General features: G+C 61.7%; 25 protein-coding genes and 1 pseudogene. 17 read left to right on the top strand and 9 right to left on the bottom strand.

The features are described from left to right. Positions 1 to 24: 24 nt before the first annotated feature. The 3 genes from YA0848_RS24845 to YA0848_RS24835 form a co-directional block, all read right to left on the bottom strand. Positions 25 to 336: an AzlD domain-containing protein gene (locus tag YA0848_RS24845; protein WP_034098028.1), complete on the bottom strand. Its 312-nt coding sequence runs from the start codon at positions 334 to 336 to the stop codon at positions 25 to 27. After that, positions 333 to 1028, bottom strand: coding sequence for an AzlC family ABC transporter permease (locus tag YA0848_RS24840; RefSeq protein WP_034098030.1), 696 nt, complete (start codon positions 1026 to 1028; stop codon positions 333 to 335). Before YA0848_RS24840 ends, YA0848_RS24845 begins: the two co-directional genes overlap by 4 nt. A 71-nt stretch (positions 1029 to 1099) precedes the next feature. Continuing rightward, positions 1100 to 1315 carry a hypothetical protein gene (locus YA0848_RS24835; RefSeq protein WP_003191339.1) on the bottom strand — a complete coding sequence of 72 codons (216 nt, stop codon included), beginning with the start codon at positions 1313 to 1315 and terminating at the stop codon, positions 1100 to 1102. 174 nt (positions 1316 to 1489) lie between these two features. Between YA0848_RS24835 and YA0848_RS24830 the strand changes: the two genes are divergently transcribed. The 7 genes from YA0848_RS24830 to YA0848_RS24800 all read left to right on the top strand — a co-directional run bounded on the left by YA0848_RS24830 (position 1490) and on the right by YA0848_RS24800 (position 6475). Continuing rightward, positions 1490 to 1846 carry a metalloregulator ArsR/SmtB family transcription factor gene (locus YA0848_RS24830; RefSeq protein WP_034098032.1) on the top strand — a complete coding sequence of 119 codons (357 nt, stop codon included), beginning with the start codon at positions 1490 to 1492 and terminating at the stop codon, positions 1844 to 1846. Positions 1847 to 1865: 19 nt separating this feature from the next. Next, positions 1866 to 3149 carry an arsenic transporter gene (locus YA0848_RS24825; protein ID WP_169902613.1) on the top strand — a complete coding sequence of 428 codons (1284 nt, stop codon included), beginning with the start codon at positions 1866 to 1868 and terminating at the stop codon, positions 3147 to 3149. A gap of 12 nt (positions 3150 to 3161) precedes the next feature. After that, complete coding sequence (locus tag YA0848_RS24820; protein WP_034098036.1) at positions 3162 to 3632, top strand: arsenate reductase ArsC; 471 nt, start codon at positions 3162 to 3164, stop codon at positions 3630 to 3632. A 12-nt stretch (positions 3633 to 3644) separates the two neighbouring features. Continuing rightward, positions 3645 to 4331, top strand: coding sequence for an arsenical resistance protein ArsH (gene arsH, locus YA0848_RS24815; RefSeq protein ID WP_034098037.1), 687 nt, complete (start codon positions 3645 to 3647; stop codon positions 4329 to 4331). Positions 4332 to 4384: 53 nt separating this feature from the next. Next, positions 4385 to 5176, top strand: a complete 792-nt coding sequence (locus YA0848_RS24810) for an AraC family transcriptional regulator (RefSeq protein ID WP_034098040.1) — start codon at positions 4385 to 4387, stop codon at positions 5174 to 5176. Positions 5177 to 5251: 75 nt separating this feature from the next. Then, positions 5252 to 5863, top strand: a complete 612-nt coding sequence (locus YA0848_RS24805; protein WP_034098042.1) for a LysE family transporter — start codon at positions 5252 to 5254, stop codon at positions 5861 to 5863. Between the two features lie 84 nt (positions 5864 to 5947). Next, entirely contained in the window at positions 5948 to 6475 is a 528-nt protein-coding gene (locus YA0848_RS24800) for a DinB family protein (RefSeq protein ID WP_169902614.1), read from the top strand. Positions 6476 to 6477: 2 nt separating this feature from the next. Here YA0848_RS24800 and YA0848_RS24795 read toward each other — a convergent pair whose 3' ends face one another. Continuing rightward, positions 6478 to 6936, bottom strand: coding sequence for a GFA family protein (locus tag YA0848_RS24795; RefSeq protein ID WP_169902615.1), 459 nt, complete (start codon positions 6934 to 6936; stop codon positions 6478 to 6480). Between the two features lie 233 nt (positions 6937 to 7169). Between YA0848_RS24795 and YA0848_RS24790 the strand changes: the two genes are divergently transcribed. The 5 genes from YA0848_RS24790 to YA0848_RS24770 all read left to right on the top strand — a co-directional run bounded on the left by YA0848_RS24790 (position 7170) and on the right by YA0848_RS24770 (position 12305). Continuing rightward, entirely contained in the window at positions 7170 to 7916 is a 747-nt protein-coding gene (locus YA0848_RS24790) for a response regulator (RefSeq protein WP_169902616.1), read from the top strand. Beyond that, positions 7913 to 8989, top strand: coding sequence for an ATP-binding protein (locus tag YA0848_RS24785; protein WP_169867773.1), 1077 nt, complete (start codon positions 7913 to 7915; stop codon positions 8987 to 8989). Before YA0848_RS24790 ends, YA0848_RS24785 begins: the two co-directional genes overlap by 4 nt. 254 nt (positions 8990 to 9243) lie before the next feature. Then, positions 9244 to 9642 carry a hypothetical protein gene (locus YA0848_RS24780; protein WP_034113807.1) on the top strand — a complete coding sequence of 133 codons (399 nt, stop codon included), beginning with the start codon at positions 9244 to 9246 and terminating at the stop codon, positions 9640 to 9642. Beyond that, positions 9615 to 10535: an ABC transporter six-transmembrane domain-containing protein gene (locus tag YA0848_RS24775; protein ID WP_169902618.1), complete on the top strand. Its 921-nt coding sequence runs from the start codon at positions 9615 to 9617 to the stop codon at positions 10533 to 10535. The genes YA0848_RS24780 and YA0848_RS24775 overlap by 28 nt, the downstream gene beginning before the upstream one ends. Before the next feature lie 150 nt (positions 10536 to 10685). Further along, positions 10686 to 12305, top strand: coding sequence for a methyl-accepting chemotaxis protein (locus tag YA0848_RS24770; RefSeq protein WP_169902619.1), 1620 nt, complete (start codon positions 10686 to 10688; stop codon positions 12303 to 12305). 250 nt (positions 12306 to 12555) lie between these two features. On the opposite strand, the gene treS is transcribed toward YA0848_RS24770, so the two are convergent. Next, positions 12556 to 14619 carry a maltose alpha-D-glucosyltransferase gene (gene treS / locus YA0848_RS24765; protein ID WP_034113811.1) on the bottom strand — a complete coding sequence of 688 codons (2064 nt, stop codon included), beginning with the start codon at positions 14617 to 14619 and terminating at the stop codon, positions 12556 to 12558. Between the two features lie 75 nt (positions 14620 to 14694). Next, positions 14695 to 15483 (bottom strand): AraC family transcriptional regulator, encoded by a 789-nt coding sequence (locus YA0848_RS24760; RefSeq protein ID WP_034113813.1) that lies wholly within the window; start codon positions 15481 to 15483, stop codon positions 14695 to 14697. 292 nt (positions 15484 to 15775) lie between these two features. On the opposite strand from YA0848_RS24760, the gene YA0848_RS24755 reads away from it, so the two are divergent. The 3 genes from YA0848_RS24755 to YA0848_RS24745 all read left to right on the top strand — a co-directional run bounded on the left by YA0848_RS24755 (position 15776) and on the right by YA0848_RS24745 (position 19019). Continuing rightward, on the top strand, positions 15776 to 16702 hold the full coding sequence (locus tag YA0848_RS24755; RefSeq protein ID WP_034113815.1) for a 4-hydroxyproline epimerase: 927 nt from the start codon (positions 15776 to 15778) through the stop codon (positions 16700 to 16702). Positions 16703 to 16735: 33 nt separating this feature from the next. Further along, on the top strand, positions 16736 to 17683 hold the full coding sequence (locus YA0848_RS24750) for a dihydrodipicolinate synthase family protein (protein ID WP_169902620.1): 948 nt from the start codon (positions 16736 to 16738) through the stop codon (positions 17681 to 17683). An 85-nt stretch (positions 17684 to 17768) separates the two neighbouring features. Next, complete coding sequence (locus YA0848_RS24745) at positions 17769 to 19019, top strand: NAD(P)/FAD-dependent oxidoreductase (RefSeq protein WP_169902621.1); 1251 nt, start codon at positions 17769 to 17771, stop codon at positions 19017 to 19019. Positions 19020 to 19028: 9 nt separating this feature from the next. On the opposite strand, the gene YA0848_RS24740 is transcribed toward YA0848_RS24745, so the two are convergent. The 3 genes from YA0848_RS24740 to YA0848_RS24730 form a co-directional block, all read right to left on the bottom strand. Next, on the bottom strand, positions 19029 to 19943 hold the full coding sequence (locus YA0848_RS24740; protein WP_034113819.1) for an ADP-ribosylglycohydrolase family protein: 915 nt from the start codon (positions 19941 to 19943) through the stop codon (positions 19029 to 19031). Between the two features lie 36 nt (positions 19944 to 19979). Continuing rightward, positions 19980 to 20963 carry a GlxA family transcriptional regulator gene (locus YA0848_RS24735; RefSeq protein ID WP_047882161.1) on the bottom strand — a complete coding sequence of 328 codons (984 nt, stop codon included), beginning with the start codon at positions 20961 to 20963 and terminating at the stop codon, positions 19980 to 19982. A 346-nt stretch (positions 20964 to 21309) separates the two neighbouring features. Next, entirely contained in the window at positions 21310 to 21918 is a 609-nt protein-coding gene (locus tag YA0848_RS24730) for a LysE family translocator (protein WP_034098069.1), read from the bottom strand. 261 nt (positions 21919 to 22179) lie between these two features. On the opposite strand from YA0848_RS24730, the gene YA0848_RS24725 reads away from it, so the two are divergent. Next, a complete protein-coding gene (locus YA0848_RS24725; protein ID WP_169902622.1) occupies positions 22180 to 22443 on the top strand; it encodes a hypothetical protein in 264 nt (87 codons plus the stop codon). Positions 22444 to 22593: 150 nt separating this feature from the next. After that, positions 22594 to 22825 (top strand): annotated as a pseudogene (locus YA0848_RS24720) (hypothetical protein); the annotation flags it as partial.

Genomic DNA, 22825 nt, shown 5'->3' with positions numbered 1-22825 from the left:
CGCGGGCTTTTTTTCGCCTGGGTTTTACAGCCACCAGCGCAGCAAATAGAACACCGCCATGCTCAGCAACACGGTGAGCAACACATTGCGCGTCCAGACCATCAACCCCACCGCGCAGAGGCCGGCGAGCAAATACGGATTGGTCGGGCTCAGGTTGAGGTGATGGTCGGCCAGGAAAATAATCGGCCCGCAGATCGCCGTCAGCATGCCCGGCACCGCAAACCCTAGAAACTCTCGCGCACCGCGATTAAGTCGCACCGGCAGACGCGGCTCGATAAACAGATAGCGGTTGAAGAACACCACCAGGCCCATGGCCACAATCATCAGGTAAATCATCGCTGCCCTACCCCCAGTCGCTTACAGGCAAAGCCGGCGCCCATGCCCAGCAAACCCGACACCACCACGGCCGACTCCCACTGCAAAAAACTCAGCCAGACCGAACACAGCAACGCCACCGCCACGCACACCACCGTCGGTACATCGCGCACCACCGGGGTTATCAACGCGATGAAGGTCGCGGCAATCGAAAATTCGAGCCCTAGCTGGTCCAGGCCCGGAATGCTCTTGCCCAGCACAATGCCGGCCAGGGTGAACAGGTTCCAGATGATATAGAAGGTCAGCCCCACGCCCAGGGCGTACCACCGATTGAAGGTTTGGCGGTCGTAGTGGCTGACCAACGCGAAAAACTCATCGGTCAGCAAGAACCCCAGGCTCATGCGCCAGCGGGCACTTAAAGGAGAAAGCACTGGCCGCAGGTGCATGCCGTAGAGCAAATGCTGAGAGGTCAGCAGCAAGGTGGTCAGCACGATCGATATCAGGCTGGCGCCACTTTTGACCATACCGATGGCAACCAACTGCGCAGCGCCGGCGAACACGATGGTCGACAGCCCCTGGGCTTGCAACGGGGTGAATTGCGCATCGATGGCCATGGAGCCGGCGAGCAGCCCCCAGGGCGCGCAGGCCAGGGATAACGGAATAACGGCGATCGCACCGCGCGCGAACGCATAACGGGGTAAGGCAGCAGGCATAAAAACGGCTCATCGACGGACAGTCGCCAAGCATGCCAGCGCGCCGAGGCGCCTGTCTTGAACGATATTGCTCAGGCGAGCTTCACGGACACCTGTTCCACCGAATCCCGCGCTTCGCGCAACTCGTAGGCATCTTGGTTGAGCCGGTGAATGGTGTTGAGCAAGCGTTGACGCAACACCTCGTCGCCGAGTTTTTCCACGGCGCGCATCAGATCGAACGCCGCGGTTTCGTTATTTTCCGCGACGGAATCCAGGGTTTTGCGCAGGTTGCGAGTGGCTCGGGTCACGCGGGGTCTTCCTTCATCTGCAATGGGGAGGCACTCTAAGACATGAGTGTTTCATTTTAATTTCAAACACTTGTGGTTGATCTTCATGAACTTGATCCACATCAATCGAAACAAGATTTGACCGAAACATATGGAAATACGTATATTCGAATAAACGTATATGCGGATGGAACCATGTCAGACCTCCTGTCTCCTCCCGAACTGTTCAAATGCCTGGCCGACGCTACCCGTGCCCGCCTGACGTTGTTGATCCTGCGCGAAGGCGAACTTTGCGTGTGCGAACTGATCCATGCTCTGGGCGACAGTCAGCCGAAAATTTCCCGGCACCTTGCGCAATTGCGCAGCGGCGGGTTGCTGGTGGACCGTCGCCAAGGCCAGTGGATCTACTACCGTCTCAATCCGGCACTGCCCGACTGGGTGCATCAGGTGCTGACCACTACGTTGCAAGCCAACCAGCCATGGTTGCACGACGACGCGCAGCGTCTGGGTGCAATGGGCGACAGACCACAACGGGCCAGCAACTGCTGCTGAGCCATCGGAGCGTTAATTCATGCTTGTCGCAATCGCCATTTTTCTGTTCACCATCGTGCTGGTTATCTGGCAACCCAAAGGCCTCGGCGTGGGCTGGAGCGCCAGCCTCGGTGCGATCCTGGCCTTGGCGTCCGGTGTCATCAGCCTGGCGGATATCCCGGTGGTGTGGCACATCATCTGGAACGCCACCGGTACCTTTGTTGCGTTGATCATCATCAGCCTGCTGCTCGATGAGGCCGGCTTCTTCGCCTGGGCCGCCTTGCATGTGGCGCGTTGGGGCCGAGGCCGCGGCCGACGTCTGTTTGCGTATATGGTGCTGCTCGGCGCGCTGGTTTCGGCGCTGTTCGCCAACGACGGCGCGGCGCTGATCCTTACGCCCATCGTGATGTCGATGCTGTTGGCACTGCGCTTTTCGCCGGCGGCGACCCTGGCGTTCGTGATGGGCGCGGGCTTTATTGCCGACACTGCGAGCCTGCCGTTGGTGGTATCGAACCTGGTGAATATCGTTTCGGCCGACTACTTCAAGATCGGTTTCAACCAATACGCGGCGGTGATGGTGCCGGTCAACCTGGTCAGCGTCGCGGCCACGCTGGCGGTGCTGCTGTGGTTTTTCCGCCGGGATATTCCCCAGAGCTACGACCCGGCCGACCTGGATGAGCCTGTCAACGCGATCCACGACCGCGCCACGTTCCGCGCCGGCTGGTGGGTGCTGGGCATTCTGCTGGTCGGCTGTTTTGCCCTGGAACCGTTGGGCATTCCCATCAGCGCGATTTCCGCGGTGTGCGCAGTGCTCCTGTTGGTGATCGCCGCAAAGGGCCACAAAATCTCCACACGCAAAGTGCTCAAAGAAGCACCGTGGCAGATCGTGATTTTTTCCCTGGGCATGTACCTGGTGGTCTATGGCCTGCGCAATGCCGGTCTCACTACTTACCTGGCCACCTGGCTCGATACCTTCGCCACCTATGGCGTGTGGGGTGCGGCCATGGGCACGGGGGTGCTGACGGCACTGCTGTCATCGGCGATGAATAACCTGCCGACGGTGCTGATCGGCGCGCTGTCCATCGAGTCCAGCCATGCGGTGGGCGTGGTCAAGGATGCGATGGTCTACGCCAACGTGATCGGCAGCGACCTCGGCCCGAAAATCACCCCTATCGGCAGCCTGGCCACGTTGCTGTGGCTGCATATCCTGTCGCGCAAAGGCATCACTATCACCTGGGGTTACTACTTCAAAGTCGGCATTGTGCTGACCTTGCCGGTGCTGCTGATCACCCTCGCCGCCCTCGCCTTGCGCTTGAGTGTCTGAAGGAGCCGTTTCATGAAAGTCCTGTTTATGTGTACCGCCAACAGCTGTCGCAGCATCCTGTCCGAAGCCGTGTTCAACCACCTGGCGCCGGCAGGTTTCCAAGCGGTCAGTTCCGGCAGCTTTCCCAAAGGCCAGGTGCTGCCCCGCAGCCTGAGCACCCTGCAAGCAGCCGGTATCAGCACCGAGGGCTTGTACAGCAAGGGCAACGACGCCTTCGAAGGCAGCCCGCCGGACCTGGTGATCACCGTGTGCGACAAGGCCGCTGGCGAAGCCTGCCCGGTGTACTTCGGTCCGGCAATGAAAACCCATTGGGGGTTGGAGGACCCGTCCGACGTCCACGGTGATGACGCACACCTCAATGCCGCCTTCCAGGCCACCCTGGAAACCATCGAAAGCCGTTGCCGGGCGTTTTTTGCATTGCCGTTCGAGCGTTTGTGCCCGGCAGAACTGAAGGTTGAACTGGAGCGCATTGCGCAACTGTGACAGGAGCAAACAATGAGCACGCTGCCCAATCTCGATGCAGGTCTTTCCACCCCTCTTCACACTGGGCCGCCCCCTGCGCCGCGCATCTTGCTGCTCTACGGCTCGACGCGACCACGCTCGTTCAGCCGCTTGCTGGTGGAGGAAGCGGCGCGCTTGCTGGAGCATTTCGGCGCTGAGACCCGGATATTCAACCCCAGCGGTTTGCCGCTGCCGGACGATGCTCCCAGCGACCACCCCAAGGTCCAGGAATTGCTGACGCTGATGCAGTGGTCCGAGGGCCAGGTATGGTGCTCGCCCGAGCGGCACGGTTCGATGAGTGCGGTATTCAAGGCGCAAATCGATTGGGTTCCCCTGGCGCTGGGCGCCGTGCGCCCCACCCAGGGCAAGACTCTGGCGGTGATGCAAGTGTGCGGCGGTTCGCAGTCGTTCAACACCGTCAACCAACTGCGCGTCCTGGGCCGCTGGATGCGCATGTTCACCATCCCCAATCAATCCTCGGTGCCCAAGGCGTTTCTGGAATTCGATGAACACGACCGCATGAAGCCTTCGGCGTTGTATGACCGCGTTGTGGATGTGATGGAGGAACTGGTGAAGTTCACGGTGCTGCTGCGCGATCGCCCGGACCTCGTCGACCGCTACTCGGAACGCAAGGAAAGTGCCGACGAGTTGTCGCAACGGGTCAATCAACGGTCGATCTGAATGACCGGGCCCGGTTATGCTCAGAAGCTTGCGTTTTCTACCGAGTCGATTGAATGAACGACATGCACCACGCCTGGCTGGGCAGCTACGAAATCAGCAGTACGCACTGCACGGGCTTGAACTTCGCCCGTCACAGCCACGACGAGTGCGTGATCGGCGTGAATCTTATCGGCGAGGAAAACGTGTGGCTCGACCGGCGTGAGTTTGTCGCCGGGCCGGGCAGCATCACGCTGTACAACCCCGGACAAATCCAGGGCGGCGGCGCGGCTGATGGCGCGCCTTGGCAATTTGTCAGCCTGTATGCCACGGCGGATCAGTTGGCCCACGACCTGGGGCTGGCGTACGTGGAATTCGATCGCGCCGTGTGCTTTCAGCCAGCCCTTGCTCAGCGCCTGGCGGCTGCGGTGCACGGCGCCTTGAGTACCGATGCGCTGATACGGGAATTGAACGAGGACGCCCTTGTCCTGGCGCTCGCCGAGGTGGTCAGCCTCAGCGGCGTGCGCCTGCCCAGCACCACGGCCACCGGTAACAGCCTGATCAGCCGTGCCCAGGAATTGCTCGCCGAGCAGTTGCATCAATCGCTGCCGCTGGAACAGTTGGGCGATGAGCTGGGGCTGTCCAAATTCCACCTGCTGCGCACCTTCCAGAAAGAAACGGGCCTCAGCCCGCGCCAATGGGCCATGCAACTGCGCACTCGTCGTGCCAAAGGCTTACTGCGCAACGGTGTATCGGCCGGCCAGGTCGCCCATGACCTGGGCTTCGCCGATCAGAGCCACCTCAACCGGCATTTCCGCGCCGCCTATGGCATCACGCCGGGGCGCTACCAAAACGTGCTGCAGCGCTGAACAACGCAATCTGATCCAAGACACCTGTGCGACGCGGCGGCACACTGCCGGCCATCACTGGATGGGAACGCGGGCATGCTGACGATTTTTCTTTACGCACTGGTATTCGGTTTTGTCTTTTGCCTCTCTCCCGGTGCGGTGCTGGCCGAGACCCTGCGCCGTGGCTTGCTGCACGGGTTCACCCCGGCGTTGCTGGTGCAAGTCGGTTCGCTGGTGGGCGATGCGGTATGGGCCGTGATCGGTCTGACCGGCATTGCGCTGTTGATCCAGCATGATGCCGTGCGTGTGCCCCTAACGGTGATCTGCGCGTTGTACCTGGCCTGGCTCGGCGTGCGCAGCCTGCTGGATGCCTGGCGCTTGCCAGCCATGGACAATGCCCCGGCCGGCTCCGGGCAGAGTGCGCTGGCAGTGGGCGCGGCAATCTCGCTGGCCAACCCGAAAAACATCGTGTACTGGGGCGCGCTGGGCAGCGCCTTGTCCGGCATCGTCGGCGCCACGCCGAGCCATGGGCAGACGCTGATGTTCTTTGCCGGGTTTATGCTCGCCTCGGTGTTGTCGTGTTTCTTGACCGCCGCGCTGGTCAACCTGATGCGCAAGCATGCCTCGGCGCGATGGCACCGCATCAGTTATGCCACGTGCGGGCTGGTTTTGATCTATCTGGCCGTACTCGCTGCGCAGGGTATTTGAAGCGGTTGCGTCCAAGCGTCCGATGATGCGGGCACGCTGCTCACGCACTATGATGGCTCAGTCCTCCACCCCCGGGCATGGCACATGAACCGCATCGAACATTTCACACTCTTGGCCACCTACAACCAGTGGATGAACCGCAAGGTCTACGCCGCCGCCGGCAGGCTGAGCGACGCTGACTTACGCATGGACCGTCACGCGTTCTTCGGTTCGATCTTCGGCACCCTCAACCACCTGATCCTGGGCGACACCGTGTGGCTCAAACGCTTTGCCGAGCACCCTGCCGGCTACTCGGCGTTGGCCCCATTGAGCAGCGTCGCCCTGCCCCCGGACCTCAAACAACTGGCCTTCGCCGACCTGCATGAATTGTCCGCACGGCGCGCCTGGCTGGACCAGATGATTATCGATTGGGCTCACAGCCTGACCGAGAGCGACCTCGATCAGCGCTTGCACTACCACAATATGCGCGGCGTTGGCGCCAACAAACCATTCGCCAGTCTTATCGTGCATTTTTTCAATCACCAGACCCACCACCGAGGCCAGGTAACCACCCTGCTGACCCAGGCGGGTCAGGATGTGGGCGACACCGACCTGCTGGCGCTGATCGACTGAGATCAGTGCGAGGTCAGCTCGGCATAGGCCTGCATCAAGCGTGGAAAGTCCTCGGGCGCGGGCAATTGCGCGAAGCTTTCGACCGCCGGCGTGAGCGCCCAGGGCAGCTTTTCACAGGTCCAGGTCTCCATGAACGGTGCAAAATCGGCCGCGCTGTCCAACATCGTTGCCCGCACGTTAACGAAGCCGTCGATGCCATGGGGGCGCGTAAATAACCAACTCATACAGTGGGGGCAGCAGTAATGGCGGTCCGCGCCGTGCAGGCCACCGATCACCGGGGAACCTTGGGTGACGGTAAACGCATCCGCGATGAATAGCGCACTCAAAGAGAACGCACTGGCGCTCATCTTTTGGCAGCCGGTGCAATGACAGGCCATGGTCATCACCGGTGCATGGGCCACGCGCAAACGCACGCGATTACAGCGGCAACCGCCTTCTCGTGGCAGGTCTTCGATACGCATCACACTCTCCTGTTTATGATGGGACGCGCCAGCGTAGCGGTATTCGCGCCACTCTGCAGCCTCGGGTGCGCCGCCCAACCTGGCTGAGTACCGTATACGCAAATAATCCCGCGTCTCCATCGTTCCTCCATAAAACCTCCCATGAAAGCGCACGCATGTGATGCACAGTAGGCTTCGTCGCCCCCTGGTAATTGGCCATACTGCGACCATCGAACCGCACCACCGAGCCGACCATGACTGAATCGCACCTGACTTCGACACCAGCGGACTTCGCCGCTCAATCCCAGGCTCTGGTATTGATTGCCGAAGACGAGCCGCAAATCGCCGACATCCTCGCCGCGTACCTCAAACGCAGTGGCTTTCAGACCGTCCATGCCCTGGATGGGCGGCGCGCGCTGGAACTGCATCAAACCCTCAAGCCCGACCTGGTGCTGCTGGACGTGTTGATGCCACAACTGGATGGCTGGATGGTACTGGCCGAGATCCGCCACCGCGGCAACACCCCAGTGATCATGCTGACCGCCCAGGACCAGGACATGGACAAGTTGATGGGGCTGCGCATCGGCGCCGACGACTACATCGTCAAACCGTTCAACCCCGCCGAGGTGGTGGCCAGGACCCAGGCGGTCCTGCGCCGCTCCCGCGACCAGGGCTATGGCAGCGGCCAGCGCGTGTTGCGGGTGGAGGGTTTTGAAATCGACGTCGACAGCCATGAAGTCAACGTGCGAATCGGCACACAACAGCACGCATTAAGCCTGACCGCGACGGAATTCCGCTTGTTGGCACAGCTGGCCAAAGCCCCCAGGCGCGTATTCAGTCGCGCCGAGTTGCTCGCGCTGTGCTCGCCAGAGAGCGACAGCCTGGAGCGTACGGTGGACAGCCATATCAGCAAATTGCGCCGCAAGATCGAAGACCTGGGCCTGCAAGGTGTGCCGGCGAGCATCCGCGGGGTGGGTTACCGGTTTGGGAGCCACCCATGAGGACCGCCAATAGCTTGAGCCGGCAGATTATTCTGTCGATGTCTGCCGTGGTGCTCTGCGTGATCGCCCTCGCGGTCGTCGGCTCCTATGTGTTTTACGCGCTGCTCTGGATGTTCTGGCCACCCACGGATATCGATGTGGACGAGTGGCTGCCAACCGGTGTCGAGTGGCTCTGGATGGGTTTGGTCACCGCCATCAGCTTGGCCGTGGGTGCGGTGGTGGCAATCAAATTGTCCCGGCGCATTCTGATGCCGTTGAACTCGGTGGCGGCCAGCCTTCGCCGCCTTGCCGACGGCGACCTGGATGCCCGGGCGACGGCGTCCGATCGCGCATTGGCCGAGGCCAGCGTGCTAGTGGATGACTTCAACAGCATGGCCGCACGTTTGAAGCGCATGGCCCAAGAGCAGTCATTCTGGAACGCCGCGATTGCCCATGAACTGCGCACCCCGCTGACTATCCTGCGCGGTCGCCTGCAAGGGTTGGCCGAAGGGGTCTTTCCTCCGGATCAAGCACAGTTCTACAGCCTGCTGGGCCAGGTCGAGGGCCTGACCCGACTGATCGAAGACCTGCGGGTCGTGGGCCTGGCAGACAATGGTTACCTGGATGTGCATATCCAACGGGCCGACTTGGCCGACGAGATCGAGGCTGACGCGCGTCTGTTCGAACCGGGCCTGCAAGCCTGCGGATTCACCCTGCATATGGACCTGCTCAGGAAACCGGTGCATTGCGACCCCGCACGCATTCGTCAGGCCCTGCTAGCCATGCTCGACAACCTCAAGCGGCACGCCACTCCAGGCACCGTCACGGTGAGCCTGGGCAGCCTGGACGGCGTCAATACCTTGAGCGTCGCGGATGCAGGGCCGGGCATCGACGAAGCGTTCGCCGCGCATATCTTTGAGCCATTCCAGCGTGGGGAAAGCTCTCGCTCCCGCGCCCAGGGCGGCAGCGGCCTGGGGCTGGCGGTGGTGCGCGCCATTGCCATGGCCCACGAGGGCCGCGTGACCTGCCGCAATCTGGAGAGTGGCGGCAGCCTGTTCGAACTGACGTGGCCAGAACGACCGGTCGCTATCTGAAACCCAACCGCCCCAGGTGCAGGCATGTGTTTTTTTGTCCTCGGATTCAAGGGCGTTGAACGCTATCGCCATTTCGCCTTGCTGGACACACAAGGACGCTGTATCGCTTTTAAAAGCTGCGAAGGAACGCCCCAGAACGGCAAATGGGTGCAAGTCAAACATATCAATCTGGCCTGGCTGAACCGTGTGTTACCTGCGCGGGCGCTGAGCGGGCCAACTACACCACCGTTGTAATTCACCCACGGATTGCATCCATGTCTAACTCTATTCGCGACCGGACCATGCTTGACCTGACGCAACTGGAAGACTCCATAAAGCGCTGCAGCGCTAAGCTCAGGAAACTACAGCGCTTCTGGATTCCCCTGCAAAAACACGCGCCGCGTCTGGTGCTGTCGCTGTGGATCATCGGGGTTGTGGCCTCGTTGTTTACCCAGTGCTACTACCACTGGCTGCTGCTGGCGCCGGCCATTTGCATCTTGATCATCCTGGAGATGGTGATCGAAGAAGTGCAAACCGACCTGTTATTGATGACCGCAGAGACGCGCTACCTGCTCGACATCACGCGCGGCCTGTATGCCGGTACATCCATGCCTCAACACCGTACGTTACGCACACCAGGTGCCCCATGCCGTCCGTCACACCGCCATTACTGAACGAACCCAGCCGCCAGATCGGCCAACAATCGGCCAGCCAGACGCTCAAAGCCATCGCCAAAGCCTACCCCGGCAAGTTGTTCTGCACCCTGTCCCTGGTGGCGCTGGAAAATGCCTTACTGCTGGCTTACCCCATGTTCGCGGGGTTTGCCGTGGACGCCATTATTCGTGGCGATGGCAAGAGCGCACTACTTTATGCCGCCGTGGTCCTGGGTTTCTGGGTAGTCGGCGCGGCGAGACGCGCATTGGATACGCGAACATTTACCCGCATCTATGCTGACCTTGCGGTGCCGGTGATCCTCAATCAGCGCCTGCAACGCCACAGCACCTCCAAGTCAGCCGCGAGAGTGGTACTGGCACGGGAATTTGTGGACTTCTTTGAGAAGCACGTGCCCACCATTGCCACCGCATTGGTCTCCATCGTTGGCGCCGCCGCCATGCTGCTGGCGATCGAACCCTGGGTTGGGCTGGCATGCCTTGGGGCACTGGGGCTGTGTCTGATGGTGGTGCCAGGCTTTGCGCGGCGCAATCAACGACTGCATGAGCGCCTGAACAACCGACTGGAAAAGGAAATCAGCCTAGTGGAGCAAGTCGGCGCTCATACGCTACGCCGTCATTACCGGGTGCTGTCGCGATTGCGCATTCGCTTGTCGGACCGTGAGGCCATCGCCTTTCTCACCATCGGGCTGTTGGCGGCCTTGCTGTTCGTGGTCGCGATTACCCAGCTGGCGCTCTCCCCTGCGGTGAAGGCCGGGCATGTGTATGCGGTGATGACTTATCTGTGGACCTTCGTGAGTTGTCTGGACGAAGCGCCCAGCGTAGTAGACCAACTGGCGCGCCTCAAGGATATCGGCGAGCGCGTGGACCCCGGTTTGGGTGAAACGGCGCCTTGACTGCTCTCACGTCGACGCCATGGCGATTGGGTTTTTCAGACTACCCTCTTCCCTACCAGTCGTCCGCTGCTGCCCGTGGGTATTCAATTTTGCGGCGTCTGGCCGATAGCTTGTAAGAACTGCTCGCTTTCCTCCTTATGAGTACGCCCCATGCGCCTGAGAAACCTGAACCTTGCCCCCCGTGCCGCGTTGTTTTTTTCCGCGATCATCGCCTTAGTGCTGGTGCTCGGCGTAATTGCCATTTTGCAAATGGGCAAGTTGCGTGACTCGGAAAAGGATGTGGAACTCAATTGGATGGCGAGCATCCGCCAAACCGCTCTGATGAACGCCACGGTATTGCGCCTGCGCCTGGAAACCCAGCGGGCCGTCGCCGACCCTGAAACGATTCAGAAGACGCTGGCGGATTTTCCGGGCTATCGCACAGCATTCAGCGATGCGGTATCCAACTATGAACCACTTATTGCAAGCGATCAGGAACGAGCCCTGTTCACCGCCGTGAAAACCTCGGCTGACGGTTATTCCAAGCAGCTGGACGCGCTGGAGCCGCTGCTCAAGCAGGGCGACACCGCTGGCGTCGTCAAATTGGTCGCCAGCGGCATCCGCCCGCTGACCAATGCCATGGAAGGCCAGATCAAGGCCCTGACCGACTTCAACAACGAAGGTGCAGCGAAAGCCGGCCAAACCGCCACGGACACCTTCAACGCCGGCACCTGGCTGGTAATTGGCTTGATCGTACTGGTGATCGCGATGACCGCCGGCCTGGCGTTCCTGTTGACCCGCAGCATCACCTCGCCCATTGGCGATGCCCTGTCGGTGGCCGAACGTATTGCTAACAGCGACCTGTCCAAAGAAGTCAGTGTGCATGGCACGGATGAAGCCGGTCGACTGTTGAAAGCGCTGGCGCAGATGCAGACCAACCTGCGCAACACCATCCTGCAGATTTCCGACTCGTCCGCACAGCTGGCCGCGGCCTCCGAAGAAATGACCGCCGTCACCGAACAGTCCAGCCGTGGCCTGGTATCGCAAAACGATGAAGTGAATCAGGCGGCCACCGCCGTTACCGAAATGAGCGCGGCCGTGGATGAAGTGGCGCGCAATGCCGAGTCCGCCGCCCAGGAATCCAAACGCAGCCAGGGCTTCACCGAAGTGGGCCTGGAGCGCGTCACGCAGACGCTGCGCTCCATCGAAAAACTGTCGGGTAATGTGGAAAACACCAGCGAGCAGATCCAGGGCCTGTCCAACCGCGCCCAGGGCATCAGTAAAGTGGTGGAAGTAATCCGCGCCATTGCCGAACAGACCAACCTGCTGGCCCTCAACGCCGCCATCGAAGCCGCGCGTGCCGGTGAGCAGGGCCGTGGCTTCGCGGTGGTTGCCGATGAAGTCCGCGCGCTGGCGCACCGCACCCAGGTGTCGACCCAGGAGATCGAGCAGATGATCGCCGCGATCCAGAACGAATCCGACGACGCGGTCAAGGCCATGGGCACCAGCAAGGAGCTGGCCACCGAATCCCTCGGCGTGGCCCAGGAAGCCAGCAGTTCGCTGGATCAGATTGCAGCGGCGATTATCCAGATCAACGAACGCAATATGCTGATCGCCACCGCTTCGGAAGAACAATCCCACGTCGCGCGCGAAGTGGACCGCAACTTGGTGAGCATCCGCGAACTGGCCACCCAAAGCGCCGCCGGTGCCAGCCAGACGGCCAGCGCCTGTGGCGAGATGTCGAAGCTGGCGGCGAACCTGAACCAGTTGGTCAATCGCTTCGTGGTCTGATGCCCTCCGGAAGACCCCATCGCCCCGGTGCCTGCGGGCCCATTGGGCGTATTTTGTGGTGAGCGGGAATGTGGGAGGGGGCTTGCCCCCGATAGCGCTGGGTCAATCAGCCCCTCTGCCACTGACACACCGCCATCGGGCGTAAGCCCCCTCCAACTTTTGATAGCCATTGCCTGGGCTGGATCAACTGAGCCTTAGCTGACTGGCATTAGGGCTTGCCCCGCGCTGAGACGCGAAGCGGCCCTCTCCCCTACATCGGCGTGCTGCTGACCACCCGCAGCGCCAGGCCCTCGTAAGCATCCAGGGTGATGGTAAAGGCGCCGTCTTCGGTCAGGTCACCCTCGACCCGCTCATTGATAATGTCCACCACCGGGCCCGGCGCAATGTTGGGCAAGTGCAAGGTTTCAGTGATGGGCGTGGCGCCGAAGTTCAGCGCGGTGATTTGCGTGCCCTTACCGGCCGGCAGTTCGTGGACCATGATCAGCAACCCTGGATGCTCCACATCCGGGACCAGAGTCTGGCGGCTGGCGGCAATGTCATAAGCGCGGCGCACGGCGAGAATCTTCTGCAGTTGCGAGGCGAACGACTGCGGGTCTTGCAATTGCTGGTTCAGGCTGCCGTATAGACTCTTTGAGCGCGGCATCAGACCGGCGGACAGTTCCGCTTCCGGGTTCAAGTCCACCAGGTCGTAAGCGCCGCGATGAATCCAGCGCGTGTCGCCGTCCTGCATCAGGTGCGCAACCTCATCCGCCGCCAGCGGCAGCGCCCCCACCAAATCCCAACCGGACAGTGCGAACACCCCAGGCTGCATTGCGTTGTACATGACCAGCAACAGGTGGATCTGCTGGATCTGCTGAATATCGGCCGCCGTGATGGCGTCCAAGTCACGAATACCCAGCGCCGCCGTGATGATACTGACGGTGGTGCAGGACACGCCGTTGGTCACGAATTTGAGGTTGTACGGCGCATGTTCGCCGGTCAGGCGCTCGTACATCTGCTCGCGGATGTGCTCGCGCAGGATGTTGCCGGGGAAGGTCTGGCCCTGATAGAGGAAGCTGTCATGGGCATGCAGGGTCCAGAAGTGCACCAGCTCCAGGGTCAGTTCATCGTGGTTTTGCAGGGCGTGGATCAGCGAGCCGGGGTCGATGCCCTGGCGGTGCATCTCGCGCAGCATCAAGCGCAGGAATTCGGCATCCCCCATCAACAGGGCGTGCTGGTACGCCGGCCGGGTGATGAAGTCATAGGACAGGTCGGCGCCGCCGTGGGACATGGAGGCGATGTCATCCACGGTGAGGTTCAATTCCTGGAAGCTGAAACCGCCGGCCTTGCGAATCGCGCCACCGATCAGTTGGTTACCGGTGATCGACAGCGGGTGGCTTTCGGACCATGCGCCGCCCTCAAGCTTGCGCTCCACACCGAGAAAACCGTTGGCGTCCAGGCGCAGAATCTTCGCGCCCATCACGTCGATGGCATGCAGCGCATCACCGATGATCATTTGCTGCGCGGCAAACGAAGGGTCGAGCCAGTTGAGCGATGGCTGGCCTTCCTTGAAGTAATGCAGGTACACCCAGCGGCGCGGCTTGCCGTCGACGCCGACCACCACCGGTGTGGCGCTCCAATCGGTTTCCTTGACGCCAGGCTCGAAGAAGATCACTCGCTGTAACTGGCCGACGATGTAGTGCTTGTCGCGCAGCGCGTCCACCTGCAATGGGCTGAGGTTCTGCGCGTCGCGCCCCTCGGCCACGTCGGGCAGCAATGGCCAGTCGTCCTCGCGGATTTCCACCATGTGGTAGAGGCCGGGGTAATCCTCATAAGCCATCTCGGCCAGGCGGAAGTCCGCGCCTTTGCCGGTGTGGGACGGGATCACGTCATCGATAATCACCGCGTTGTGGGCAGCGGCCATGCGTGTCAGCGCTTGCAATTGCGCCTCGGTGCCCAGCTGTGGGTCGATCTCGAAACTGATGCGGTCGAAATTGCCGTCGATGGTCGGGGTGTGTCGCGTGCCGTTAAGGCCACCGGACTTTTTCAGCGGGCCGTTATGAATGCCCTGGATGCCGATTTTCGACAAGGCGTGCCACAGGCTTTCATCCCCCAACGCCTCCAGGACCGTGCCGCCGTCGCGGGTCACGATGGACGCCGGGTACGCGGTAAACCACACCGAAGACAGCGCCGACGCATCCCGCGGCCGCGTCTGTGCGTACGGCTGTTGCCACATCCGACCCTGCCCCGAATAGAGCTTGGCGCGCTGACGCGCCGCGTGCAGCATCGATTGTTCCACCAGCCAGTTCACATGGGTGTTGTCCGCCGCCGTCATAAGCTTGATACCTGTCGTCGTAAAAAGTGACTCGTAAGCATATGAGGGGTACGGGCGCCATTCGTTGCATCGCAATCACGCCAACGCGGGCCCTCCCCCCGTCGCCTGCCGGTACTGGCGCGGCGTAAACCCCGTGGACGCCTTGAACTGCCGGGTAAACGCGCTGTGGTCGGTATAGCCGCACTGCAAGGCGACCTCGGTGATCGGCAGTTCGCTGTGCAGCAAGCGGTGGGCGTGTTCCAGGCGTACTTTCTGGATCATCTGGCGCGGCGTCAGGTTGAAGACGCGCTTGCAGTAACGCTCCAACTGCGCCACGGAAATGCCGGCGATGTGCGTCAGCTCACCGAGGGTGACGCGGCGGTTGAAGTGGCGGCGAATATGCTCATCGACGGCGGCCAGGCGCTGATAGGCCGGGTGGGTTTCGCTGGCCGATTGCAGGTCCACCGAGATGCCGGCCAGGCCGATAATCGCGCCCCCACGGTTGTACAGCGGCCATTTGTGGGTCAAGCACCATCCCGGTTCGCGGCTGCCGTACAGGTGCAGTTCGAGTTGATCTGCCAGCACCAAGCCCTCCTCCAGCACCCGTCGATCCTGCTCGGTATAGCCCGGCCCCAGTTGGGCGGGGAACACCTCGGCGCTGGTCTTGCCCAGCAGCGGTTGCAGCTGTTTGAGGCCACAGCGCTGCACCAACGTGCGGTTGGCCAGGGCGTAGCGAGCTTGCATATCCTTGATGAAAATCGCGGCGTTGGGGATCACATCCAGCATCGGCAGCAACTGCGCGACGGCGCTTACCAGCTGTTCGAGGCTGTCGGGGCGAGCGGCTGCCTCACCCTGGCAAAGGCCCGCAAATACGCTGTGCAGCATGATCGCCTCCCCGGTTGAGCCTTTTCGCGTAGCAGATTGCATGATGCCCGCCGCACTGTCGAGCCAGGTAAAACTGTGCCGATTTCGTCATCGATGGCCGCGTAAACCATCAATCGCCTGCGCGCCGGTGAGTTCACTGTAGGGCCGTGGATGGCGCTCCAGTAACCCACAACGCACCGACCCGATTGCGTTGATCTTCTCGGCGCTACTGTCCGCCGCCCTCTACATGCTGCTGGGAACCGCGTTCTTTCGGCGGCAACCGCCCTCGGCCACTCATTGATTGGAGCGTCTGATGAAACGATTGCATGTGATCGACTCCCACACCGGCGGCGAACCCACGCGCCTGATCCTCAGCGGCTTCCCGGCTCTGAGCGGCGGCAGCATTGCCGCGCAACTGGATAGCTTGCGCAACGAACACGATCAGTGGCGCCGCGCCTGCCTGTTGGAGCCCCGTGGCAACGACGTACTGGTCGGCGCGCTGTACTGCGAGCCGGTCACAGCGGGCGCCACCTGCGGGGTGATCTTCTTCAATAACGCCGGCTACCTGGGCATGTGTGGTCACGGCACCATCGGTTTGGTCGCCTCGCTGCATCATTTGGGGCATATCGCACCGGGAGTGCACATGATTGACACGCCGGTGGGCCCGGTGGCCGCGACGCTGCACGAGGACGGCGCGGTCACCCTGCGCAACGTACCGGCCTACCGTTTTCGCCACCAGGTGGCGGTGGACGTGCCCGGCCACGGCGTGGTCAAGGGCGATATCGCTTGGGGCGGTAACTGGTTTTTCCTGGTCTCCGAGCATGGCAAGACGTTGGAGATGAACAACGTCGACGCCCTCACCGAGTACACCTGGGCGATGCTCAAGGCCCTGGAAAACCAGGGTATCCATGGCGCCGATGGCGCGCTGATCGACCATATCGAACTGTTCGCCAGCGACCCCGACGCCGATAGCCGCAACTTCGTGATGTGCCCCGGCAAAGCCTACGACCGCTCGCCCTGCGGCACCGGCACCAGCGCCAAACTCGCGTGCCTGGCCGCCGATGGAACACTCGCGCCCGGCCAGACATGGACCCAGGCCAGCATCACCGGCAGCCAGTTCACGGGCCATTACGAATGGGACGGCGAGCGGGTCATCCCCTTCATTACCGGCCGCGCCTATATGACCGCCGACAGCGTGCTGCTGATCGACGAGCAAGACCCTTTCGCCTGGGGCATTTAAGCCCACCCCCATTTGACTTGAAGGAGTACGACTATGAGCGACAGCGTTTTCGCCGGCTGCATCCCGGCCCTGATGACCCCTTGCACCGCCCAGCGCCAACCGGACTTCGATGCGCTGGTCGCCAAGGGCCGCGAACTGATCGAAGCCGGCATGAGCGCGGTGGTGTACTGCGGCTCCATGGGCGACTGGCCGTTGCTCACCGAAGCCCAGCGCCAGGAAGGCGTGGCGCGGTTGGTAGCGGCTGAGGTGCCGACCATTGTCGGTACGGGAGCGGTCAATAGCCGTGAAGCGGTGTCCCACGCCGCCCATGCTGCCAAGGTCGGCGCCCATGGCTTGATGGTGATTCCTCGGGTGCTGTCCCGTGGTGCGTCCGTCACCGCACAAAAGGCGCACTTCGCTGCCATCCTCAATGCCGCGCCGGAGCTGCCGGCGGTGATCTACAACAGCCCCTACTACGGCTTCGCCACCCGCGCCGAGCTGTTCTTCGAACTGCGCCGCGAGCACCCGAATCTCATCGGCTTCAAGGAATTCGGCGGTGGCGCCGACCTGCGCTACGCCGCCGAACACATCACCTCCCAGGACGATAGCGTGACCCTGATGGTGGGTGTGGACACCCAGGTGGTGCACGGTTTCGTCAACTGCAACGCCACCGGCGCCATCACCGGCGTCGGTAATGCCCTGCCGCGGGAAGTGCTGCACTTGGTGACGCTGAGCCAACAGGCGGCCAAGGGCGATGCCAAGGCACGACGCCTGGCCCGCGAACTGGAAAGCGCGCTGGCGGTGTTGTCATCATTCGATGAAGGCTGCGACCTGGTGCTGTACTACAAATACTTGATGGTGCTCAACGGCGACACAGGCTACGACCTGCACTTCAATGCGACCGACGTGCTCAGTGACGCCCAGCGGCGTTATGCCGAGCAGCAGTTCGCGTTGTTCCGCCAGTGGTATGCCAACTGGTCGGCGGAACAGCATTGTGCCTGAGTGCGTACGCGCCGCCGTGATCGCCGCGATGGTCAACCGGCGCAACGTGAAAGCCTTGGCCGACGCACAGAGAGAGGCATAGCCGATGAGCCGTAGGGATATCGTGGTGGTCGGCGCCGGCATTATCGGCGTGGCTTGCGCGTTGCATCTGGCGCGCCAGGGCCGCCAGGTGGTGGTCATCGATCCGCAAGCCCCGGGCATGGGGGCCTCCTATGGCAACGCCGGGCACCTGGCCACCGAGCAGGTATTCCCGATCGCCGACTATTCGATTCTCAAGCGCCTGCCCGCCATGCTGATGGACCCCATGGGCCCGCTACGCCTGGACTGGCGCTACCTGCCCCGCGCCCTGCCCTGGTTTACGCGTCTGCTGCTCAACCTGCGCGCGGCGCCTTACCAGCGCACGGTGGCCGGCCTTCGTGCGCTTAACGAGCAAAGCCTGGGCGCCTGGCAACGCTTGCTGGCCAGCCTGGATCGGCCGCAGCTGATGCGCCAGGACGGCTCGCTGCTGGTGTTCGAACGGGCCGAGTCACGGGCGGATATCCAGGGGTTGCAGCACCGCATGCAGCAGCAAAACGTGCCGATGGAGTACTGGTCTGCCGAGGCGATTCGCGCGGCGGCGCCGCACTTGAGCGAACGCCTACAAGGCGGGCTGTTCTTCCCGGCCACCGGGCACTTTGTCGACCCGTTCCACGTGGTGGGCGAACTGGTCAGCGCCGCTGAAGCTGCGGGCGTGCAGTTTCTTCGGCATCGTGTGGTCAGCGGGCAACCCGATGCGGAGGGCGTCTGCTTGTTCACCGACCACGCGCCGCTACTGGCGCGTCAGGTGCTGATCGCCTGCGGCGCGCATTCGGCGGCGCTGACAGCGACCCTGACCGGTAAAGCCATCCCGCTGGACACCGAACGCGGCTACCACCTGATGCTGCCCCATGAGCACCAGCGCCTGCCGTTCGCCGTGACCTCCCTGGAGCGCAAATTCATCATGACCCCCATGACCGGCGGCCTACGCCTGGCCGGTACGGTGGAGTTCGCCGGGCTTGAACGCCCCGCCAATATGCAGCGCGCGTGGCAGTTGCAGCGGTTAAGCCATGGGCTGTTCCGCGAAGAACTGGACGCCAGGGACGCCACGCCGTGGATGGGCTTTCGACCGTCGCTACCCGACTCGCTACCGATCATCGATCGGGTGGCCGACGGCAAGGTACTCCTAGCCTTCGGGCACCAGCACCTGGGCTTGACCCAGGCAGCGATCACGGCAGAGATGGTCGCCGGGTTGGCGGCAGACGGGCCAATGCCAGCAGGGTTGCCGGCACTGGCGCCTTATCGGCTGGAGCGTTTTTAGCGGCGCGTGTCAGGCCGCATGACCTGCGGCATTGCACAATCCGTCGGCCATCCCCTGGATCTCATCCGCCATCCATAACCGTCCCAGCCATTCGGAGGGAATCGCCGCTGGCCCGTAATAGGCACCGGCCAATTGACCAACTATAGCGGCGGTGGTGTCGGCGTCATCGCCCAGGTTGGCCGCCGCCAGTACCGCATCGGCAAAGCTATCGGTGTGATCAAAGCACCACAGCGCTGCTTCCAGAGAGGCCACCGAATAGCCCGAGCCAACAATCTCGGCGCAGGGTTTGTCACGGTACCCGCCTGCCGCAATGGCCTTCACCTTGGGTGCCGTCAACGGTACATCGGCCAACTCCAGCACTTGCGCTTTCGACGCGCCGCCGAGGGCATTACAGATGGCCTGTGCCAACACCAGGCAGCAGTCAATGGCTTCCTGGGCGGCGTGAGTGGTGCGGGAACTGTCGACGCTGAAGGTGCGGACATTTTGCAGGTCCGGGTAATAAAACAACACCACGGGCGCCAGGCGCATCATCGAGCCGTTGCCGGCCGAATAGGGATCGGTTGAGCCGGCGAACGGGTTGTCGGTGTTCTGGAACAGCGTCAGCGCCTCGCGCACGGTCATGCCGATATCGAAACAGTCGCCGGTCGAACTCAAATAGCCCCACTGCCACCAGTTGAGGTAGCGCCCCATCTGGTCACGGGCATCGAACCCACCTTTTTGCAGCAGGCTCTCGGCCAGGCACAGAGCCATGGATGTATCGTCCGTCCACTGCCCCGGCTTGAGATTGAACGGCCCGCCGCCGACCATATCGGTGATCGGCGCAAAACTGCCCCGACGTTTGAATTCCAGGGTGGTCCCCACAGCATCGCCGCAGGCCAGGCCCAGCAAGCTGCCACGGTAGCGGTCCTTCAAGGTGATCGACATCGGCACTCCTCGGAAAAATTCCAGACGGTGCCCATGCTACTTGACCAGGCGCTTCTCTTTCGAGGGGCGGTAGCCGAAGTAGGCGCTGTAGCACTTGCTGAAATGGCTCGGCGATACGAACCCGCAGGCCACCAGCACCTCCACTTGGGACAGCTCGGTGTGTTGTAGCAGTCGGCGCGCTTCAGTCACACGCAACTCCATGTAATAGCGCTGCGGCGTGGTGCCCAGTTGCTCTTTGAACAGGCGCTCCAACTGCCGCCGCGACCGGCCGGCGTAGACCGCCAACTGGTCGAGTTCCAGCGGTTCTTCGAGGTTGGCATCCATCAGCTTAACCACTTCCCGTAGCGGGGCGCTGACGCTGATGTTCTCAGTCGGCTTTATACGCCGGTAGCGTGACTCCTCAAATGCGAGGATGTCTTCGATGCCTTCCACCAACGCCTTGCCATGCAGGCTCTTGATCCAGTCCAACGCCATATGGAATGCGCCTGAGGGGCTCGATGCAGTCAGGCGGTCGCGGTCGATCACAAAGGGTTCGCTGGTGACCTTGGCGGCCTTGGATACCTCGGCCAGGGCCGGGCGATGTTCCGGGTGAATGGCGCACTGATAGCCCTGCAACAACCCGGCCCGCCCAAGAAACCAAGACCCGTTCCACAACCCGGCCAAGCCCACGCCCATCTCGGCGGCGCTGCGCAACAGGTGGATGAAGTCTTCGCTGGCCTTTAGCTCAGTGCGAAAGCCACCGCAGATCACCAGCAGGTCCAGTTCGTGCAGCACGGACGCGTCCAAGCATGCGTCAGGGCGAATCACCAGGCCCAGGTCACTGATAACCTCGCCATCGTCACAGCCAAAGGTGCGCGTGGCGAACAGCTCGGGGCGCAGCAGGTTGGCGGTGACCAGGGTGTCGAGGGTCTGGGTGAAAGCCGGCAGGGAGAAATGTTCGAGCAACAGAAACCCGACGCGAGTGACCGACGCCAGTTGTTGAGAGGTTTCGTTAAGGTAGCGCAGGTTCTTGCCCTTCATGCCACCGCTGAATTGACGTCTTTCCATCGAGGGTTGGCCCACTCTTATTGTGTTGATGCCGTGGGCGCCATCTTAGGGGCAAAAGCGTCGTCTGTCTCAAGCACTGATCTGGAAAAACCCGACGCCCTCCAAAGCCCGGTGCAGCCGCGCGACTGATGCATCTGATACGGTTTTTTCTTTGTTATCTGCGTCTGTACCGAAAACCTGCCCGGGCGGACAATGGCCAGCGTTCCCACTCCCCTTCCCTTCGGAGGTCCTATGACCAAGATGGCAATCTTCCTGTTCGGTTTTCTGGTATTGACCATCGGCATCGGCCTGTTGGCGACCATCTCGCCGGTCTGAACGCCTACCCTGCCAAGAACATCGGGTACAGCGACAACACCAACAAACTGGCCATCACCCCGTTGAACAGACGCACCCAACGCGGTTCACGCAGCAAGTTGCGCAGCCCCGTGCCGCAGCCCAACCAGACACACACGCTGGGCAGATTGACCACGGCGAACACCAATGCAATCACCAGCACGTTGGTCACATAGCCTTCAGCGGGGGTATAGGTGGTGATCGCGCCCAACGCCATGATCCAGGCCTTGGGGTTCACCCACTGGAACGCGGCAGCAGCGAGGAACGTCATGGGTTTGCCGCGCTCGTCCGTGCTATCGGACATACCGCCTGCCGTGGCGATCTTCCAAGCCAAATACAGCAGGTACGTCGCTCCCACGTAGCGCAGCAGGGTGTAGGCCCAGGGCAACAGTTTGAACACCTCGCCCAACCCCAACCCGACTGAAATCACCAGCAGCATAAAGCCGATGCTGATGCCCAGCGCATGGGGTATGGAGCGGCGAAAACCAAAATTCACCCCCGAAGCCAGCAACATCGTGTTATTCGGGCCGGGGGTTATCGAAGAGACAAAGGCAAACAGCACAAAGGCTGACAACAAACTGGTAGACATGACCATCGCGAGGTATCCGAACAAAGATGGGGCAAGCCTGGAACACTAGTGATTTATCCCGGCGAATGCCCCGTACAGCCAGGCGCGGATCGAGGCATACACTTTTGGCGCACATTGCCATGCAGTTTCACAAACCTTTCACAGATGATCGCCTAAGGTGAATTCAGCAGCTCCTAATGAACATCCCTTTTAGCCCGCACTCCCCATCGCGGGCTTTTCTTTGCCTGAGTTTTACCGACGGTTTATTGCGCAATAGCGGAGAAGCAGATGGCGGAATTAATAAATGATCTGGATGGCCCTCGAACCGCCCAGCAGGAACTGTTCTATGACCTGGAAGATGCAGCGGCGGTGATCGGCTGGTCGGTGGTGGAGCTAGCGACCCTGGCGGCAGATGGCGCGTTGCCCAAACAGGCAGCGGCGCTGAAGAAGGTTTGTGATTTGCTCGCGGCCCAGCAGGGCAAGCTCAGGGGTTATGCGCAGGAGGTGAAACAGGAGCGCATCAGCCGGTCCGAAGTCAAATCCAAACTGTGAAATCGATCACATTTAAAGAGACCCAGCGTTGAAGCTCAAAATTTGAGCAAATAGTATTTCGCCGCACCTGGGCGCTCATCTATAGGGAAATTGCCATGCGCCAGCCCGGGGCCACTGACCTGCGCAGGCAATCAAACATTGAGGTTTGCCATGCGCCTTTCCACTCTCGCACCTACCGCCGTTCTGCTCAGCCTGTTCACCCTGCCCGCCCACGCCGCAGACCTATCCGCCCTCACCGGCGCCCTGTCGACCGCACTGGGTGGCGCAAATAACAGCAACGCCGGCAACACCAACAACGCCGCCTCCTGCCAGCAACAAATCCGCGACCTTCAAGCCAACATCAACGCCGCCAACGCCAAGGGCTGCGGATTCCACGCCATCC

This window comes from Pseudomonas sp. S4_EA_1b (assembly GCF_016307435.1).
GTDB lineage: Bacteria > Pseudomonadota > Gammaproteobacteria > Pseudomonadales > Pseudomonadaceae > Aquipseudomonas > Aquipseudomonas rhodesiae.
The sequence above is the reverse complement of the archived record's forward strand: the minus strand, read 5'-3'. Positions and strand labels throughout refer to the sequence as shown.